Genomic DNA, 19,630 nt, shown 5'->3' on the forward strand with positions numbered 1-19,630 from the left:
TACTTAGTTAGCCGAAGTGTGGCATCTCTAAATTGAATAACATTAAGGCCTATGAGTTAGTCGAATAACAAATTAACGCTCTCTACAAAAACTATCTTAATTTCATTAACTCATTTGTGTATAATTATTAACTTTAAGACCAATTTAACAATTAACCTACGTCTAAAACTAAAAATCTAAGCGTACTTATTTAACAAGAAAGCACTTACCTTTGCTTCTTAGTCGAAACATTCAATTAAATCCATCAGCAACATGAACATCAAAAAGCACCTCCTCCTACTCCTAATTCTAGCATTTGTATGTTCTTGTGAAAAGAAGCCTGTTGAAACGGATAACATTTTTAAATTTAGAGACTATATCAGTTACACCACTTCAGGATTGGTGTCTGTTGCAGATCCTATAAAAATTACGCTTTCAGATACAGTAAGCGGATGGGAAATAGATAAAACATTACCAACTGACCTTATTAAATTAACACCTCACGTTCAAGGACAATTAAAAGCCATGAACAATCATACACTTTTGTTTACACCAGATGAACCTTTAGAACCTGCTACAGAATATACCGTAAACGTTAAATTGGGTGAAATTTATAATACCATACCAAAGGATTTTGAAGATTATACGTTTCAATTTAAAACCATCACACCAAGTTTCAATATTACCACTCAAAACCTACAATCGTACAGTAAGGAATGGCAGTATATGTTTGCACAATTACGATCGGCTGACGTGATTTCACTTAATGAGGCTAAAAAATTAGTCGCTGCTACTCAGAACTCAAAATCTTTAAACTTAGTATGGAATGAAGCTAATGAAACTTCAAAATTTTTCGAGTTTAAAATAGACAGTATTAACCGTTTAGTTGAAGACAGTAAAATTGATATCACATGGGATGGCTCTGCCATAAAAGCGGACAATAAGGGTGAGAACTTTATCACTATTCCTGGAAAAAATAATTTCACGATTGTGAATACAGAAGTTGTTCAGAGTCCGGAACAATTCTTATCACTTAACTTTTCAGATCCTTTAGTGAAGCAGCAAAATTTCGCCGGATTGGTATCGCTTCAAGGCGTTAAAAACCCAAAATATATTGTCGATGGCAATGTACTAAGAGTGTATCCAGACACTAAATTGGTTGGAGATATTCAAGTCGATGTCTTTAAAGGCATTAAAAACACCGATGGTTTCAAATTAAAGAAACCGTTTTCAGAACTGTTAACTTTTGAAGAATTAAAACCTGAAGTCCGACTTATTAGCAACGGAAGTATTCTTCCAAATTCAAAAGAACTAAAATTCAATTTTGAAGCGGTTAACTTGAGTAAAGTCGATGTCAGAATCATTAAAATATTTGAAGATAACGTCCTTCAATTTTTACAAGATTACGACCTTAATAGTGGTGACCAATATGCTATTAAAAAAGTAGGACGACGTATTGCAAAGGAGACCATCACTTTAATTCAAGAAGAGAATCAAAACACCGGAAAATGGAAAGCTTACAGTATTGATTTATCAAAATACCTTAAAGCAGATCCTGGTGCGATTTACAGAGTAGAATTGAGCTTTAAAAAGGAGTATTCGCTTTACGATTGTACGTCGAATGCTGAAACAACAACCATTGATGAAGATGATTACTACGACGATTATTATGAGGAAGATTACTACGCTTCTGAAGAAAGTACTGAGGAAGAAGAAGACTTACGAGAAGAACGCTATTGGGACAATTTAACCTATAGCTACAGAAACACCAATTACCGCTGGAGAGATAGAGACAATCCTTGTACGGACTCCTATTACAATTACGGCAATCGCGTGGTGTCTCAAAATTTAATCAGTTCAGATCTTGGAATTATTGCGAAACAAGGTGCGGATAATACTTATCTATTTGCGATAACGAATATTCTATCAACTAGTCCAGAAAGTGCTGCAAAAGTCACACTATATAATTACCAACAACAAGAATTAGCAAATGGCATTACCAATAAAGACGGTATTATAAAAATCGACGCTAAACACAGGGCTGCTTTCGCGATTGCGACTAAAGGTAGTAATGTGAGTTATATTAAATTACACGATGGTATGTCCTTATCGCTGAGTAAATTTGATGTGTCTGGTAACCGACTACAACGTGGACTTAAAGGCTACATCTACGCAGAACGCGGTGTTTGGCGACCAGGAGATAGTTTGTTTTTAACGTTTATGTTGAATGATGTTGCAAACAAACTGCCAAAACGTCATCCTGTAAAATTAGAAATCACAGATCCTGTTGGAAAATTAGTGTACAGAAAAATCTCTATCGATAACCTTAATAATTTCTATGATTTCACAGTACCAACCTCAACAGACTATAAAACCGGAAATTATAATGCGAAGGTTTCTGTTGGAGGAGCAACATTTTCTAAAGGTTTAAAAATTGAAACCGTAAAACCAAACCGATTAAAAATTAAAATCGATTTTGAAAATGATATTTTAACCAACGACAAGCCTCTTCAAGGAGATTTAAATGTGACGTGGTTACACGGCGCACCAGCAAAGAACTTAAAAGCGGAAATAAAAGCAAAATTCACATCAACTTATACAAGTTTTAAAGGCTATAAAGATTACGTTTTTAACGACCCTACACGAACATTCAGTTCTGAAGAAACCAATGTTTTTGAAGGTAATTTAGATGCAGACGGAAATGCTAACATTGACGCTAAATTAAATATCGGTAAAAATGCTCCTGGTATGTTAACGGCTCAATTTTTAGTGCGAGCGTTTGAAAACGGAGGTGATTTTTCACTAGATGCTTTTACCATGCCCTATGCACCTTACGAAAGTTTTGTTGGGTTACAATCACCAAAAGGCAACAATTATGGTTCCTACTTTACAGATGAAAACCACACGTTTGATGTGGCTACAGTTACAGATGAAGGACAACCTATTCAACGTAAAAATCTAGAAGTAAAGGTTTATAAAGTGGAATGGCGTTGGTGGTGGAATTCCTCTTACGATAACTTATCGAGTTACGTATCGAGCAATTACCACAGACCTGTGCAATCCTTTTCTGTGAATACAGATGCCAATGGAAAAGCAAATTTTAAACTTAAAATCCCAGAAAACGAACGCGGACGCTACTTAATTAGAGTGGTAGATCCGGTAAGTGGTCATGCCACAGGAAGAACGGCTTATTTCTATAAAAATTGGTGGTCATCAAATCCTTCGAACGATAAGGAAGCGGCTAAAATGCTCGTGTTTTCAACCGATAAAGAAAATTATAATGTTGGTGACACGGCAAAATTAACCTTCCCTTCAGGATCTGAAGGTCGTGCTTTAGTAAGTATAGAAAACGGTTCAGAAGTATTACAACATCAATGGGTAAAAACTAAGCCAGGTGAAACGACTATTGATATTCCTGTAACTTCAGCAATGGCACCAAACGTGTTTATTAATATTTCGTTATTACAGCCGCATGCTATTACCTCTAACGATTTACCAATTCGTTTGTATGGTGTGATCCCTATGATGGTTGAGGATCCTTCGACAAAATTAGAGCCACAAATTAAAATGCCAGATGTGATTCAGCCAGAGCAATCTTACGAGATAAAAGTATCTGAAAAGAATAACAAATCTATGACCTATACTATTGCCGTTGTAGAAGAAGGCCTATTAGATTTAACGCGTTTTAAAACACCAAATGCTTGGGATAGTTTCTATGCACGTGAAGCTTTAGGTGTAAAAACTTGGGATATTTTTGATGATGTTATTGGAGCGTATTCAGGAAGTATTGACCAAGTCTTCGCTATCGGAGGAGACGGCAGTGCTGCTGCTGGAAAAAACAAGAAAGCTAACCGTTTTAAACCTGTGGTGACCTATTTAGGCCCTTTCCTTTTAGATAAAGGACAAACAAAAACGCATCAGCTAAAAATGCCAAATTATATTGGTGCGGTTAGAGCCATGGTTGTAGCAGGTAATAATGCCACAGAAGCTTATGGAAGTGCTGAGAAATCGGTTCAGGTTAAAAAACCATTAATGGTGTTAGCGACTTTACCACGCAAATTGAGTCCTGGTGAAAAAGTAACACTTCCTGTGACGGTTTTTGCCATGGAAGACAAAGTGAAAAACGTGACTCTATCCTTAAAATTAAGTGATGGTATTGTCGTAAAAGGCGACGCTTCACAATCATTAAAATTCGATAAACCAGATGAAAAAATGGTGTATTTTGAATTGGATGTTACCAAAGCAAAAGGCATCAATACCATTGAAGTCATCGCTACAGGAAACGGAGAAAAATCAACCTACAAAGTTGAAATTGATGTAGAGAATCCTAATCCGTATACATCGCGTGTTATTGATAATGAATTAGAGGCGAATGCCAAACAAACAATAGACATCACAACCTTTGGTGTTGTAGGAACAAATTCAGCAACGGTAGAATTTTCAACCTTACCACCAATGGACTTTACGGGTAGATTGCAATATTTAATCCGCTATCCTCATGGTTGTTTAGAACAAACCACATCTGGTGTGTTCCCGCAACTATTCTTAGCTGATATATTTGATTTAACGGCTCAGAAGAAAAAAGAAGTCCAAAGTAATATTGAAAGTGGTATTAAACGTTTAGGCAATTTCCAACAACCTAATGGCGGCATGAGCTATTGGATGGGAGAAAACACCGCTAATGATTGGAGTACAAGTTATGCTGGTCACTTTATGATTGAAGCTGAGAAAAAAGGCTTTGTATTGCCATTAACGTTTAAGAGCAACTGGATTGCTTACCAACAACAAGCCTCTAGAAACTGGAGACCTAGCTATCGTGTTTATCATTCCGATTTGGCACAAGCCTACCGTTTATACACTTTGGCTTTAGCTGGTAACCCAGATTTAGCAAGCATGAATAGATTGCGTGAGTTTGAAGAACTATCTAACGAAGCCAAATGGAGATTAGCAGCAGCTTATGCTTTAGCAGGACAACAAGAAGCGAGTGATGCGATTTCTAAAACGGCAAATATCAATTTCCAACCGTCTAAATCGAATTATTACACCTATGGTTCAGTAGATAGAAATAGAGCTATGGCTTTAGAAACGATGATTATTACGGGCAACCCAAAAGCGAGAGATTTAGCAAAAACTATTGCTAAAGATTTATCAAGTAATAATTGGATGAGTACGCAAACGACGGCTTATAGTTTATTAGCCATGGGAAAAATGGTTGTTAAAAATGGCGGTAAAGATTTAAAACTGACCTATAATATTAATGGTAAATCAGAAATTATAGACACTAAAAATGCCATTGCACAACGTCATATTCCTATTAATGATGGTACCAATCAACTTACCATTACGAACGCAAAAGACAATTTGGTTTATGTGAGAGTATTAAACTCTGGTAAATTGAAATTAGGCGAAGAATTAGCTGAGCAACGTGGCTTTACTATTTCAACAGTATACAAAGATTTACAAGGCAACAAAATAGATATTAAAACGCTTCAACAAGGACAAGATTTTGTAGCGACAGTAAGCATTTCTAACTTAACTAATGACTATGTACATGATGTGGCTTTAACGCAGATTTTCCCTTCAGGTTGGGATATTGTCAATACAAGATTTACAGCATTTGGAGATACCACAGTAAGTCAAGCGAGATACACAGACATTAGAGATGACAGAGTGAATTTCTATTTCGATATGAATCCGAAAGGCAAACATGGTACCAAAACGTTCACCGTATTGCTGAATGCCTCTTACCTAGGCACCTATTATTTACCAGGCTCACAAGCTGAAGCCATGTATGATAATGATTATTTGGTTCGACACAAAGGAGAATGGATCACTGTTGAGAAGTAGCACAACAAATTCCTGCGCAGGCAGGAATCTCATTCCAGACCTGCAAGGTTTCAAAAACCTTGTAGGTCTAATTAACCAACCTAGAAAATTAATACCTACATGGTCAAAAAAAAGACCTTACTGGTCTAATAATAACAGATGCTGAATCAAGTTCAGCATAAACTAAATACTCGCCGTCCGGAAGGCAAGAATCCTAGAAACAAAACCGCTAAAAATGTTTAACCTTAAATCACAAAATTATGAGAAATTTAAAGCAGATTTTAGCGATCGGAATGCTCTTCACTGTCGCATTAGTAACAGCACAACAAAATGCTTACGTAGCAGCAGAAAGCGGATTATCCCTTAGAGACCAGCCCGATGTCAGCGGCAAAATGCTAAGCAAATTAGCCTATGGCGAGGCCATCGGAGTACTTGAAAAAACAGACAAAAAATTAGTCGTGCTCGATGGCGGAAAAAAAGTAAGTGGAGAATGGGTAAAAGTTGAAACTCGAAATCATATTGGTTATGTGTTTAATGGCTACTTATCTTCAACAAAAATTTCTAAAACCATTCGATTAGATTTAGACCAATTGAATGTTGAAATAAAGAACTTAGCCACAAGTGATTCTAAAAGACTTCATAACTTAAAACAAACCGACTCTACAACAATCCATGTCGATTTAGGAGCGTCACCTGAAAAAAAACAAATTGTTTTAGTTGATAATGACTATAAGCATGTGAGTATTTTTCAGCGTTACGAAAATAGCATTTCGTTTATGAGCGTCGATAAGAAATGTGATGCCAATGACTGGAAACATTTTGATTCGGAATGGAAGCCATTAAAACAAACGAGATCTAACACGTTTGAAACGTTAGCGTATTCTGAAAATGATTGGAAACAATTTATTGACACTTCCGTTGAGGATTTAAAAACTGAAGTTATTGACCAATGTGGAGCAGATTGGTTAGACTATTTTAAGACGATAAAAAACGTGAAGGATTATCCTATTGGAGTTTCAACAAATCGTGTTTTTCTTAAAATCATCTTGACCGATTTTGAAGATAATATCACTGAAAAAATAATTGAGTTTGATATGCCTACAGGTTGTTAGATTGAGGTAAGACCTGACAGGTTTTAAAAACCTGTCAGGTTTAATTAAAAAATCTACTTATCGTTTTAAAGAAAAATGAGCTCTAAACTCTTTACGAACACCACTACTAGGCTCGTCGTACTCTACTGTGAACCAATAGTCGCTTGTTGGTAAAGCATTACCGTTGAATGTTCCGTTCCAACCCTCTCCATCCGGACTTAGTTGCTTTAATAACTTGCCGTAACGGTCAAATATGTAAATTATAGCATTACTTCCAATACCTTCAATATTCCAAGTCTCATTATTACCATCTCCATTTGGTGTGAAATACAGCGGGTAATCGATAATAAACTTTGATGTTACCGTTAATCCACAGCCATTCTTGTCTCTTGCCGTGATTTCATGGTCTCCAGCTGATACGTTCGTAAATGTTCCTTCATCTTGCCAAGGCCCACCATCTAAACTGTATTCATAAACACCAATTCCTATAGCTAAAGCTTCTAAAACATGATTATCGGCAAAGGCTTGTGTTACTCGTTCAATAGTTAAACTTGGTGGTTCACTTTCTATCACTAATGTTGAATCTTCATTTTCACAACCTGTGACTATATTCGTTATATATACCGCATAAGTTCCACCTTCAGTTGGCATAATACTAGATCCTGTTTGGCTTATAAGTGCACCTTCATACGTCCATATAAAACTATAATCTGCTGTAGACAAACCTGTGTCAATTACTAATGGTTCTAATATTTCTGTTCCATTAGTATTTAAACACAATGTATAATTCTCTTCTAAATTAAACTTTGGTAATGGATTTACTTGTAACGTCAATTCGGCCACTTCATAACAGATTGATGTGTCATTTCCGGTTGTATCAAGTGTGTCATTATCTACTCTTGCATAAATCACTTGTGGATTAACGCTGTTTTCATACAATGTTGGTAGAGGGTTTACATTTAAATCCGCCTCTTCTTGTGTCGCGAAATACGTCACGATATAATTCAGTGGATCTTGCCCGTCTAATACTTCTGGATCTCTTGTTGTAAGATCAAACTGCGTACTATCGTTAGTTGAATCACCATCAGTTTCCATATTGTCATCACATGTTTCATAAACAATAGGTTCCATATTTGGATTGGCCTGAGCTGCTTCTTGTACTTCGATATTAAAACTTTGCGTGCTAATTGAACAACCCGTAATAGTGTTGGTGATGGTTACAAAGATTTCTTGTGGATTACTCAGATTGGTATATGAACCGGCAATTCCGTTAATTCCTGCCTCGGCATCCGCTAGGTTTTCATGGTAACTCACTATAAACTGTGTTGGGTCTTGACCGTTTAAAACTTCTTCGTCTTTTGTCGTTAAGTCAAAATTATCAAAGCCATCGGTAGATAATTCACATTGTATAAAATCTGTTACAGCTACCACTTCTGGTAAGGGATGCACTACAATAGTAAAATCTACTAAGGCATAGCAACCTGTAGCATCCTTAGTCACCCTAACATAGATTTCTTGCTCAGAAGCTTCTATATTTGTGTATTGTACTGGATCTGGTATTGCATTTGTTCCGGAATTAGCATCATCTGCACTCTCATAATATGTTACAGTAACTCCAGCTTCACCGTTTCGGATTAGGATTTCGTTTTCCGTGAGATCAAATAGCTCTACACCATCTCCTGTATTGATGTCATCACACAATTCTATATTTGGTAACAAACTGCTTTCTGTAGGAGTTGGATTAGGTAATACTCTTATTGTTAAAGTTACAAAATCTACACAACCCGTATTAGTATCGGTAACCACTGCATAAAGCGTCTGTGGATTTGCTACTTGTCCATTTACAGACCTATTGTTATAATTTGTTGGATCTGATATCGCATTCTCTTGGGCTTGCGCATCTGTATTCGTTTCATAATAAGCCACTGACCAACTCGTATTCCCACCTGTAATTTCTGCGTTTTTTATTGTAAGGTCAAATGCTGTTATTTCATCACCAGGCACCTCACCTAAGTCATCACATTCACTTAATTGTGTCGGCTGTATCGCTTCTGGTGGTAATGCGACAATCAATTCAAATTGCCCTGTATCATAACACCCTGTAATAGGGTCGTATAAACGCACGTAAATAGTTTGAGGATTACCCGTATTCGTATAGTTTCCTATATTGATGATTGGATTCGTTCCCGTCTCAGCATTGACAGCACTTATATGATAAGTTAAAATCACATTTAGCGGATCTTGACCATTAAGGATTTCTTCATCTTTAGTCGTAAGATCAAATTGAGCTAAACCATCATTATTACTATCACAGATTGTATATGTTTCTAGATTTACGGGCACTTCTGGTGCTGGATTTACAATAAGCTCTAGCGTATTCTGAGTAAGACTATAACAACCTGTTAACGTATTCTCTGAACGCACATATATTAATTGATTATGAGCAACAATATTATTATACAAGCCGACAATAGCATTACTTCCCGTCTCTGCATCATTCTGTGTTTCGTGATACGTAATTACAACATCGGATTCACCATTTGTAATTTCTACCGTACGGATTTCTAAATCAAACTGACCAAAACCGTCATTGTCAACATCACATATTTCTATTGAATCTGGATTTGGTTCTGGTGATGGTATTGGATTAACTCTAAGGGTTAATGTACTTGTATTGTAACACCCTGTAATATCGTTTTCTGCTCTTACAAAAACAGTTTGCGCATTACTTGTGTTTACATACGGACTTACAATTGGGTTGGTCGCATTGTCTGCATCCAATTGAGTCTCATAATGCGTTAGCGTTATACCTGTTTGACCATTAAGTATATCGTCATTTACATTCTCTAAAATAAAACCTTCTTGTTCATCTCCTGAATTATTAACATCACATAATTCTAATGGTGCTGGTGTTACTAATACGGGTAATGGGTTAACGATTAACTCTAAACTTGTTATTTTATAACAGCCTTCTACCGTTGTATTATCTTCAACGCGTATCCAGATAATTTGGTTAAAATCGTCTGTATTGACGTAAGCTAATGGATTTGCTATTGGGCTAATGTTATCTATTGCATTTGCCTGTGTTAGATAATAGCTCAGTATATATTGCGTTGGATCTTGACCGTTTAATATCTCACCTGATTTACTTGTTAAATTAAAAGTAGCATAACCGTCAGCAGATATATCGTCACATTCCTGCAATGCTGTTGGATCAACGAGTTGCGGTGTTGGCTCAACGATTAACTCTAACAAAATTATAGTCGCACAGTCTGTAGCTATAGTTGAGCTTTCTACTCTTACATAAAGAATTTGACCATTTTGTACAATGTTATTATAGCTTACTGTAGTGTCTATAGCATCTACTCCAATATTGGCATTAGTTTGAGTCTCGTGATACGTTACCGTAAGACCTGAAGTAACACCTCCAGTGATTTCATCATTGACATCTGTAAGCGTAAACAAACCATAACCATCATTATCCGGATCACAATATATTAAAGCTTGTGGCGTATTAGCAATTGGTGCTTGTTGCACTAATAATTCTAAAGTTGTAATTGCATAGCAACCTGTATTGACATCCTTAACTTTTGCAAAGATAATTTGACCGTTGCTAGTATTAGTATAAAGTGTCGGTAACACATTTGTTTCAGCTTCTGCTTCTGCTAACGTCTCGTAATAACTTATAGAATAGTTAGGATTACTTCCTGTGATTTCTGCATTTTTTAAACTTAAATCTATTACTGTAAGTCCATCTGGTGTACCATCGTCACAAACTTCTAGTGGAGTTGGTGCGATAGGTGTTACCGCCGAATACACTGTAACTGATTGTGTACTTGTTGAAGGGCAAGTACCACTTGTTGTATATTCAAGAGTATAAGTTGCATCTGAGGCACCTCCACTTATAAGACCTGTATTCGTATCGATTGAAGCTCCATCCGTTGGTACTGGATTAAATGAAAAACTACCTCCTGAATTTCCTGTAATAGTAGATACGCCACCATCACATGTTGGAGTTATTGAAAATGAAGCATCATCCGCCACTAATACATTAAATGTTTCCGTTTTGGTGTCCGAACACAATCCAGGTGTTACATATTCAATAGTATAACTCGCTCCTGATGTTCCGTTAGTAACTGTTCCCGTATTAGAATCTATAGTTGCTCCGTCTGAAGGCGAAGGATTAAAACTAAAAGTTCCACCTAAGGTATCATTAATAATAACTGTAGCGCCATCACAAGTGGCCGTAATATTAAAAGAAGCAATATCATGAGTCAAAATATCTCCGTTCACAGCTGTTCTCGTTGCAGAAATACAACCTGTAATTGGATCTGTTGCTTGTGCGTAATAAGTTCCTGATGTACCCACAACTAAAGTTGTGCTGTTAGATACTAATAAGTTTCCTGCAGTTGCCGCATCAAACCAATCTACAATAATTCCACTTGGGACTGTCACAGATAAAGTGGCTTCAATTGAATTACAACCTGAATTAGCATCACCATCACTAATCGGTGTCTCTGGTAAAACAGTAGATGTCGTAACACCAACTCTTGTTAACGATATACAACCTGTTACTGTATTTACAGCCTCAGCGTAATATGTTCCTTCCATTGCAGTGAGATACGAAACACTATCTGATTGCAATAAAGCACCACCCGTTGGCGCATCATACCAATTTACAACAATCCCAGTTGGAACTGTAACTGAAAGCGTTGCATCATTCGTTATACAACTAAAATTAACATCACCATCACTAACTGGAGTTGCAGGAAAAGTCGCGCCCGAAGCATTAACAGGCACTCTTGTTATAGACACACATCCTGTAATTGCATCAACAGACTCCGCATAGTAAATTCCTGGAGCTGTTGCTAAATAAGATTCAGAATTTGATTGCACCAAAGTACCACCTGCAGCGGCATCATACCAATTAATATTTATGCCACTTACAGCCGTAACAGATAGAGTTGCTTGGCTACTAATGCAATCGAAATCAACATCTCCATTACTAACAGGAGTTATAGGATTTGGATTAATAAATACTTCATATACATCTGAAAATGTATTACAATCTAAATTATTAATATTGGTAGCATATTCAGCAACTTTCGTTCTGTAATAAGTTCTCGTGGTAATTCCTGAGATAGAAATAGAGGCATTTGTCTCACCAGCAACATCTGTCCAATTTACACCATCAGTACTGACTTGCCATTGGTAAAAATGATTACTAAATACTGTAAAATCTGGTATTGCCGTAATAACATCAGAATACGGTGTTTCTGAATTACAAATAGAAGCTGAATTATTATTACTAGTATCTTCGACAGCAATTAAATCCCCACAACTCTTAAATACGATATCATCAATAGCTAAATCATTACCACAACCCCCTGCACCATTATTAATCATTTTGAGTATAACCGACGTCTGCCCTGGTAAAGTTTGAAAGACCAATCCATACTGCTCCCATGTTGGTGTAACTTCACTATATATATCTCCTGTATCACCAGATGCTAATAAATTAGTATTGGTATTATCCCAAATTTCGAATTGTACATTTACAGGTATTCCATTACCACCACAGCCAGAGAGCGGTAATATGTTCATTAACCATGATGAAAATTCGTAAGTTGTATTTTCACATAAACCATCAATAGGTGTGGTGTAAAATTCTCCTGTAGTAAAACTCGCATTTACAATTAATGCTTTTCCATTAACATCACCTGTATGGTCACTAGGCATACTCCAACCATAATGAGATGTTTGCGGCCCAATTGTATATTGACCATCTTGAGGTCCTGGGTATCCGACAAAAGTATAAGTCGTTGTGCCAACTGGCAATTGCGGAATATAACTGGTACCTGTTCCAAAATCTTCTACAAATATCGGATCACCAGAATTTCCTTGACAAAACCCTAATTGCGCATGCACTTCTTTTGTAAAAAAAGAAACACAAAAAATTATGATTATTTTAAGATTGAATAAATTGTTTCTCACGTTCAAATATATATATAAGTTTGTGTAATAATTTTGGCTTTTAGCCGAAAAAGGCCCAAAAACCACATATGTATAGGTCATGTATAGTTTAATTAAGCACTTTAAGAAAAATAAAATTACGTTTGTAGTGCTCTTTGTGCTTCTAATTGTCTATTATTTCTGTTTACCGAAGAAATTATTTAAAGATCCTACGGCTACAATTATTACAAGCCAATCAAATGAACTGCTAGGAGCCTTAATTGCAGATGATGGTCAATGGAGATTTCCTGCTAATAATACTGTTCCAGAAAAATTTAAAACGTGTATTCTTCAGTTTGAAGATGAATACTTTTACCAACATCCTGGATTTAATCCTGTTTCAATTTTTAAAGCTTTAAAAGACAATTTAAGTTCTGGTAGCGTCAAACGAGGAGGAAGCACATTAACACAGCAAGTCATTCGACTCTCTAGAAAAGGACAATCGCGCACCTATTTTGAAAAACTAAAAGAACTTATTCTGGCGACACGTTTAGAGTTCAGATTATCTAAAGATGACATTTTGAATCTCTACGCGAGTCATGCTCCATTTGGCGGAAATGTTGTTGGTATCGACGCGGCATCTTGGCGTTATTTTAATAGAAATGCCTCTAACCTATCGTGGGCAGAAAGTGCCACTCTAGCTGTTTTACCTAATGCTCCGAGCTTAATTTACCCAGGAAAAAATCAAGAACGGTTATTAGAGAAACGAAATCGATTATTAAAAAAATTGTTTAAAAATGGAACCATAGATGAATTAACCTATGAATTATCGATAGCAGAAAACCTACCACAAAAACCATATCCGCTACCACAAATCGCTCCACATTTACTTCAAAAAGTAGCTAAAAAAAACAGAGGAGAGCGCATAAAAACGACGATTAGTATTGAACTTCAAGAACAAACAAATGCCCTTGTAAAGCAACATTACGATCTCTTAAAGCAAAATGAAATTCATAATCTTTCCGTTTTAGTTTTAGATGTAAAAACAAGAGAGGTACTCACCTATATTGGAAATTCCCCAACAGATAAAACCCACCAAAATAGTGTAGATATTATTGACAAGCCCAGAAGTACAGGTAGTATTTTAAAGCCCTTTTTATATGCTGCCATGCTTGATGCTGGAGATTTACTACCAAATACTTTGGTGGCAGATGTGCCTACACAATTTGGAAGTTACCAACCTGAAAATTACAATCAAACTTACGACGGAGCTGTAAAAGCCAACGAAGCATTATCGCGATCACTGAATGTGCCTATGGTTAGGATGCTTAAAGAATTTGGATTAGATCGGTTTTATCATTACCTCAAAGCACTTCAACTTAAAGATTTAAAATATAATGCCAATCATTACGGGTTATCTTTAATATTGGGAGGTGCAGAAAGCAACCTATGGGATTTGTGTAAAAGTTATGCTAGTATGGCATCGACTTTAAATCATTTTAATAGCAACTCTAGTCAATATTTTACAAATGAATTTTCTCAACCTATTTACAATTCTAATGAAACTGTTGACTTCGGAAAATTAACATCTGAGAAAGGGGTTTTTGATGCTGCTTCTATTTTTTTAACTTTTGAAAGCATGAAACAAGTAAACCGACCAGAAAGCGATGAAAGTTGGAATTACTATGATTCTTCGCAAGAAATTGCATGGAAAACAGGAACAAGTTTTGGCTTTAGAGATGCTTGGGCAATTGGCACAACAAAGGATTATGTCGTTGGTGTTTGGGTAGGAAATGCTGATGGCGAAGGGCGACCAGGCTTAGTTGGCGTGCAAACAGCTGCACCAATTATGTTTGATGTTTTTGATTTATTACCTAAAAGTGAATGGTTTGCTAAGCCTTATGACGAAATGCTTGAGGTGAGTATTTGCAAAAAAAGTGGCTATAGAGCGTCACCAGTTTGTGATGTTACAGAACTAAAATATATACAGACAAGTGGAAAAAAAACAGAACCTTGCCCGTTTCATAAATTAGTACACGTGAATGCTTCAGGACACTATCAGGTCAATTCATCTTGCGAAGACATTTCAAATATTACAAATACATCTTGGTTTGTTTTGCCTCCGCTTCAAGCTTACTATTTCAAGAATAAAAATCCGTTTTACAAACCATTACCTCCATTTAGAATAGATTGTACTGAATCTTCAAGAATTAGCATGGAATTCATTTACCCCAACCAACAAAGTACTATTTATTTACCTAAAGGTTTTGATGGCAAAACTAATGAGTTCATATTAAAAGTGGCACATTCTAAACCAGAACTAGAAATCCATTGGTATATAGACAGTAACTATATTGGCAGTACTAAAGACATACATGATTTAGCTGTTTTGCCTGAACCAGGTAAACATATTATTACCATTGTAGATGAATTAGGGAATGAACTAAAACATCATATTACAGTTTCAGAATAAGATATAGCTTATACTATTATCTGTTAATATAAATCCAACCACTATGTTGTTTTGCACCTCCATCGTAAATCATAGTGTAGAAATAAGTACCTACAGGTAACTCGTCACCATTGTTAGTTTGACCTTCCCATTCGTCCTTATAGTTATTTTTTGAATAAACTAAAGTTCCATTTCTATTGAAGATTTCTATTTTTGAAACATCAAAATTACTGAGATCAAAGTTATCGTTTTGCCCTGGGGAAACACCTGGTGATATACCTTGAGGTATAAAACAATCTTGAGGCCCCGAGTCTACAGAAATACTTACCGCTGTTCTAAAATCTGAAATGCACCCTGTAAGATCATTAACGGCTTCTGCATAATATATTTCTTGATCGCTCACCTCATATATTGTGCTATTTGCAAGTACTAAAATTCCTCCTATTTCTGAATCGTACCAATTTACAGTAATCCCTGATGGTACACTAACCGACAATACGGCTCCTTGAGCGACACAATCGTAATCAACATCACCATTACTTATAGGTTCATTCGGCGCAAATACACTTGTACCGACTGCTGTTCTAGCACTAGAAACACAACCTGTAATATCATCTACTGCTTCCGCATAAAAGGTTCCTTCTAAAGTGGTCGTATAATTAAGACTATTAGCCAATAAAAGGTTTCCTCCTACAGCATTATCATACCAATTTACAGTCACTCCTGCTGGAGCAGAAACGGATAAAGTAGCTTCATTAAAATTACAATTGAAATCTTCATCACCATTACTAATCGGTGGTTCTGGCACAGCACTTAATGCGATTACCGCTGTTCTGGATGTAGAAACACATCCGGTTAAAGTATCTACAGCTTCAGCATAATAAGTACCTAAAGCTGTTGCTGTATAATTAAGACTATTTGCTTGTAAAAGGTTTCCAGCTACAGCATTATCATACCAATTAACTTCTATATTTGACGGCACTGTAACAGATAGTTGTGCTTCGCTTATATTACAAATAAAAGGCATATCTCCACTACTTGTAGGTGCGTCTGGATTTGCATTTACTGTTATCTCAAAAACGTCAGAGAACAATAAACATTGATCATTATTTAAATTAGTTGCTATTTCAGCAATCTTAGTTCTATAAAATGATGATGCTGTTACTGATGCCACAAGCGTTTGATTTGTTTCACCCGCAATGTCTGTCCATGTCACACCATCGTTACTTTCTTGCCACTGGTAAAAATGAGAAGTAAATACAGCATAATCTGGAGTGGCTGTTAAGGCTAATGAAAAAGGTGTATCGCTATTACAAATATCAGCAGACGTGTTATCTACTTCATCTGTAACAACTACAATATCTCCACAAGTTTTAAGCTCTATATCATCGATAGCTAAATCGTTACCACAACCACCATCACCATTGTTAATCATTTTTAGAATTACTTCATCTTGCCCCGCTAAGGTTTGAAATACTAAACCGTACTGTTCCCATGTAGGATCTGCCGCACCATAAACATCACCTGTATCTCCACTTGCTAATAAATTAGTATCCGTACTATCCCAAATTTGAAAACGAACATCAAAAGGAATCTCTATACCTAAATCATGACAGAAGCCTGGTATTTTAACTAAATTAAGTAACCATGCTGAAAACTCATAAGTCGTAGCCTCACACAACCCTGTAATCGTTGTTCTATAAAATTCACCGGCACTGAAGCCCGCATTTACCATTAAAAATTTCCCGTCGGTATCATTAGGCGTATGATCCTCAACCTGATGCCAATCAAAACCATTTCCAAAAGAACCATTACCTAGTGTATAAAATCCATCATCAGGAAATCCATCTGTATAATAATAAGTTGTTGTGCCTTCTGGTAAGACTGAATTAATTGTGCCCGTCCCAAAGTCTTCGGAAAAAATAGGATCACCTGAGCTTCCTGTACAAAAACCTAATTGTGCATTCGCTTCATTTGAAAAAGAAAAAACACATAAAATAATAACTACTTTAAGACTTAAGAATTTGTTTAGCATGTTCATAGAATTTGATTAACAGGATACATTAAAAATGGTTTAACCCGTTCAAATATATATATAACCTTGTGCAATAATTATAGCTTTTTGGCAAAAAGAACCCTGAAAACCCCTTTTGTATAGTTCATGTATAGTTAACATAACGTTAAATTTATTATTTTAAAAAAAACGGATGGGAACTTGTTGAAATGTTCGCCAAATTTTAAAGCAATCCGTTTCTTTTCATCTTGTTTTAAACCCAATTTTTACGGGTTAAATAAAAAAACACATTTAAAATTGAGAAAAGTTTAGAAATACATTTCATAAAGTAATTATTTCATAGTAGAAGTAAAACTAGAGAATGTCGGTTTAGGTCCAATTTTTCATTTATGGATTCTTAGAATAAACAGAAAATGTAAGTACTTAAATAAGCTATAATGTTCACTGGCATTTTAGAACTCCAATAATTTATCAGACGTTAAAAGAAATTATAAAATTCCTACTAAGAACATAACCGAATGCATAATAACATTGTTACTAAGTAATGTTATAACATAACCTCCATTTTAAGTAGTCTATATAATAAGAGTCGTCAAAAGTTAAACAGATTCTTTTTTTGCTAAATAATTAAATTATTATCCATGTAAAATTCTAATGTGTATTTTTACAGAAATTAATTAACTTATCATTATGGAAACCGTACAGTTTATACATTCAATTTGGGCCTATCTTGTACTTTTAGTCTTAGTACTTGCAACATTTAACGCATTAATTAAATTTTTGGGCGACAAGGAATTCGATGCAAAAGATTTTAGAATTTCATTATTCGCATTAATTACAATGCATATTCAATTACTAATTGGTATTATATTGTATTTCACTAAAGATTATTTTTCAGTGATTGAACAAGTTGGTGGTATGGGAGAAGTGATGAAAAACTCAGGATTGAGAAAATTAATTATAGAACATCCTTTCGCCATGATTATTGCTGTAGCTTTAGTTACAATAGGCTATTCTAAACACAAAAAGAAATTGACCTCTAAGCCAAAATTTAAGCTACTGGCTATTTTTTATACTTTAGCTTTAGCTTGTGTTTTATATATGATTCCATGGAACCTTTGGTTCTAAATTTTAAATCATAGCACATAAAAAAAGCGTCTAAATAGTATTGAGACGCTTTTTTTAGTTTCAAAATTTCGTTTATAATTCTTTAACTAAGTATATATATACAGGAAAGTGATCACTATAACCTCCTGAAAGACCTGCATCAATCATTCTTAAAGGATAGTCTTTATAGCGTCCTTCTTTATTCGTTAAATACGACTTATTAAAAATTCCTGCTTTATAAAATCTAAAAGACGAATAATCCTTTTCTAAAAAAGGTTGTGTAAACAAAATCATATCAAATAAACTCCATGAATCTCTATAACCAGTTGTCCCTAATCCTTTTTTCTTATATAGGTTTTCATAAGGATTATAAATACCTTTTAACTTCACCTCTTCTTTATCTGCTTCCGTTTTTAATTCCTCTTTCATACTGTCATTTATAGGGTTATCATTAAAATCTCCCATCGTCATGATTTTAGCATAAGGATCTATAGATTGCAAAGAATCAATTATACGTTTATTTAATTTTCCGGCTGCAACACGTTTAAATCGACTTCTTGCTTCACCTCCACTTCGAGATGGCCAGTGATTAACAATAATATGAATTAAATCTCCGTCTAATTCACCACTAACTAATAACTGATCTCTCGTATATACACGCTCTCTTGAAGAATCATCATATATAAGTAATTCATGAGAACTAGTTTCAATAGGTCTAAATAGTGCTTTTTGGTACAATAGAGCGACATCAATTCCTCTTTTATCAGGAGAATCAAAATGAACGATACCATAATCCTTACTCAATAATTGTGGATCATTCACCAAATCTACTAGCACTTGTCTGTTTTCAACTTCAGAAACTCCAATAATCGCAGGTGAGTTTTTGGTATCTTCATAACCAATATCAGCAACTACCTTTGCCATATTTTTCACTTTCTTCTTATATGCCTCAGCTCTTAAACCTTGATTTAATTCCATTATAGGACTAGCCTCATCATATTTAGTGGTGTCATTTATGGTATCAAATAAATTTTCTAAATTATAAAATGCTACGGTGTGAATTTTATACTTTTTCTTTTCCTGAGCATTTACACTTATAAATACAAAAACGAATAATACTAATAAGCTGTGTTTTAAATTTTTCATTTAGCGCATGTTATGTTAACATTAATTACTTTACAAATCTTGAGCCAAAAGTAGATATTTATT

The 19,630-nt window shown here is 35.3% G+C and carries 7 protein-coding genes; 4 read left to right on the forward strand and 3 right to left on the reverse strand.

Features of this window, described 5'->3' with window-relative positions; translation table 11 throughout:
- Window positions 1-252: 252 nt before the first annotated feature.
- Both DFQ09_RS03485 and DFQ09_RS03490 read left to right on the forward strand, forming a co-directional pair.
- On the forward strand, window positions 253-5,826 hold the full coding sequence (locus DFQ09_RS03485; protein ID WP_115808239.1) for an Ig-like domain-containing alpha-2-macroglobulin family protein: 5,574 nt from the start codon (window positions 253-255) through the stop codon (window positions 5,824-5,826).
- A 239-nt stretch (window positions 5,827-6,065) separates the two neighbouring features.
- On the forward strand, window positions 6,066-6,917 hold the full coding sequence (locus DFQ09_RS03490) for an SH3 domain-containing protein (RefSeq protein ID WP_115808241.1): 852 nt from the start codon (window positions 6,066-6,068) through the stop codon (window positions 6,915-6,917).
- A 57-nt stretch (window positions 6,918-6,974) separates the two neighbouring features.
- Here the strand turns inward: DFQ09_RS03490 and DFQ09_RS03495 are convergent, their stop codons facing one another.
- Window positions 6,975-12,971 carry a T9SS type B sorting domain-containing protein gene (locus DFQ09_RS03495; RefSeq protein ID WP_115808243.1) on the reverse strand — a complete coding sequence of 1,999 codons (5,997 nt, stop codon included), beginning with the start codon at window positions 12,969-12,971 and terminating at the stop codon, window positions 6,975-6,977.
- On the opposite strand from DFQ09_RS03495, the gene pbpC reads away from it, so the two are divergent.
- Window positions 12,970-15,321 carry a penicillin-binding protein 1C gene (gene pbpC / locus DFQ09_RS03500; protein WP_115808245.1) on the forward strand — a complete coding sequence of 784 codons (2,352 nt, stop codon included), beginning with the start codon at window positions 12,970-12,972 and terminating at the stop codon, window positions 15,319-15,321. The genes DFQ09_RS03495 and pbpC overlap by 2 nt on opposite strands.
- 16 nt (window positions 15,322-15,337) lie before the next feature.
- Here pbpC and DFQ09_RS03505 read toward each other — a convergent pair whose 3' ends face one another.
- On the reverse strand, window positions 15,338-17,335 hold the full coding sequence (locus DFQ09_RS03505) for a gliding motility-associated C-terminal domain-containing protein (protein WP_181897134.1): 1,998 nt from the start codon (window positions 17,333-17,335) through the stop codon (window positions 15,338-15,340).
- A 666-nt stretch (window positions 17,336-18,001) separates the two neighbouring features.
- Here DFQ09_RS03505 and DFQ09_RS03510 point away from each other — a divergent pair.
- The gene (locus tag DFQ09_RS03510; protein ID WP_181897144.1) at window positions 18,002-18,442 is read left to right on the forward strand and encodes a hypothetical protein; all 441 of its coding nucleotides are present in this window, start codon (window positions 18,002-18,004) and stop codon (window positions 18,440-18,442) included.
- 72 nt (window positions 18,443-18,514) lie between these two features.
- On the opposite strand, the gene DFQ09_RS03515 is transcribed toward DFQ09_RS03510, so the two are convergent.
- A complete protein-coding gene (locus DFQ09_RS03515; RefSeq protein ID WP_115808251.1) occupies window positions 18,515-19,567 on the reverse strand; it encodes an endonuclease/exonuclease/phosphatase family protein in 1,053 nt (350 codons plus the stop codon).
- Window positions 19,568-19,630: the final 63 nt, after the last annotated feature.

Source organism: Winogradskyella pacifica, assembly GCF_003386275.1.
In the GTDB taxonomy this organism is placed as follows: Bacteria; Bacteroidota; Bacteroidia; order Flavobacteriales; family Flavobacteriaceae; genus Winogradskyella; species Winogradskyella pacifica.

Excerpts from the sequence above, each read along its gene's own strand:
- DFQ09_RS03485 (WP_115808239.1), top strand. The coding sequence starts at position 253 with ATGAACATCAAAAAGCACCTCCTCCTACTCCTAATTCTAGCATTTGTA.
- DFQ09_RS03490 (WP_115808241.1), top strand. The coding sequence starts at position 6,066 with ATGAGAAATTTAAAGCAGATTTTAGCGATCGGAATGCTCTTCACTGTC.
- pbpC (WP_115808245.1), top strand. The coding sequence starts at position 12,970 with ATGTATAGTTTAATTAAGCACTTTAAGAAAAATAAAATTACGTTTGTA.
- DFQ09_RS03495 (WP_115808243.1), bottom strand. The coding sequence starts at position 12,971 with ATGACCTATACATATGTGGTTTTTGGGCCTTTTTCGGCTAAAAGCCAA.
- DFQ09_RS03505 (WP_181897134.1), bottom strand. The coding sequence starts at position 17,335 with ATGCTAAACAAATTCTTAAGTCTTAAAGTAGTTATTATTTTATGTGTT.
- DFQ09_RS03515 (WP_115808251.1), bottom strand. The coding sequence starts at position 19,567 with ATGAAAAATTTAAAACACAGCTTATTAGTATTATTCGTTTTTGTATTT.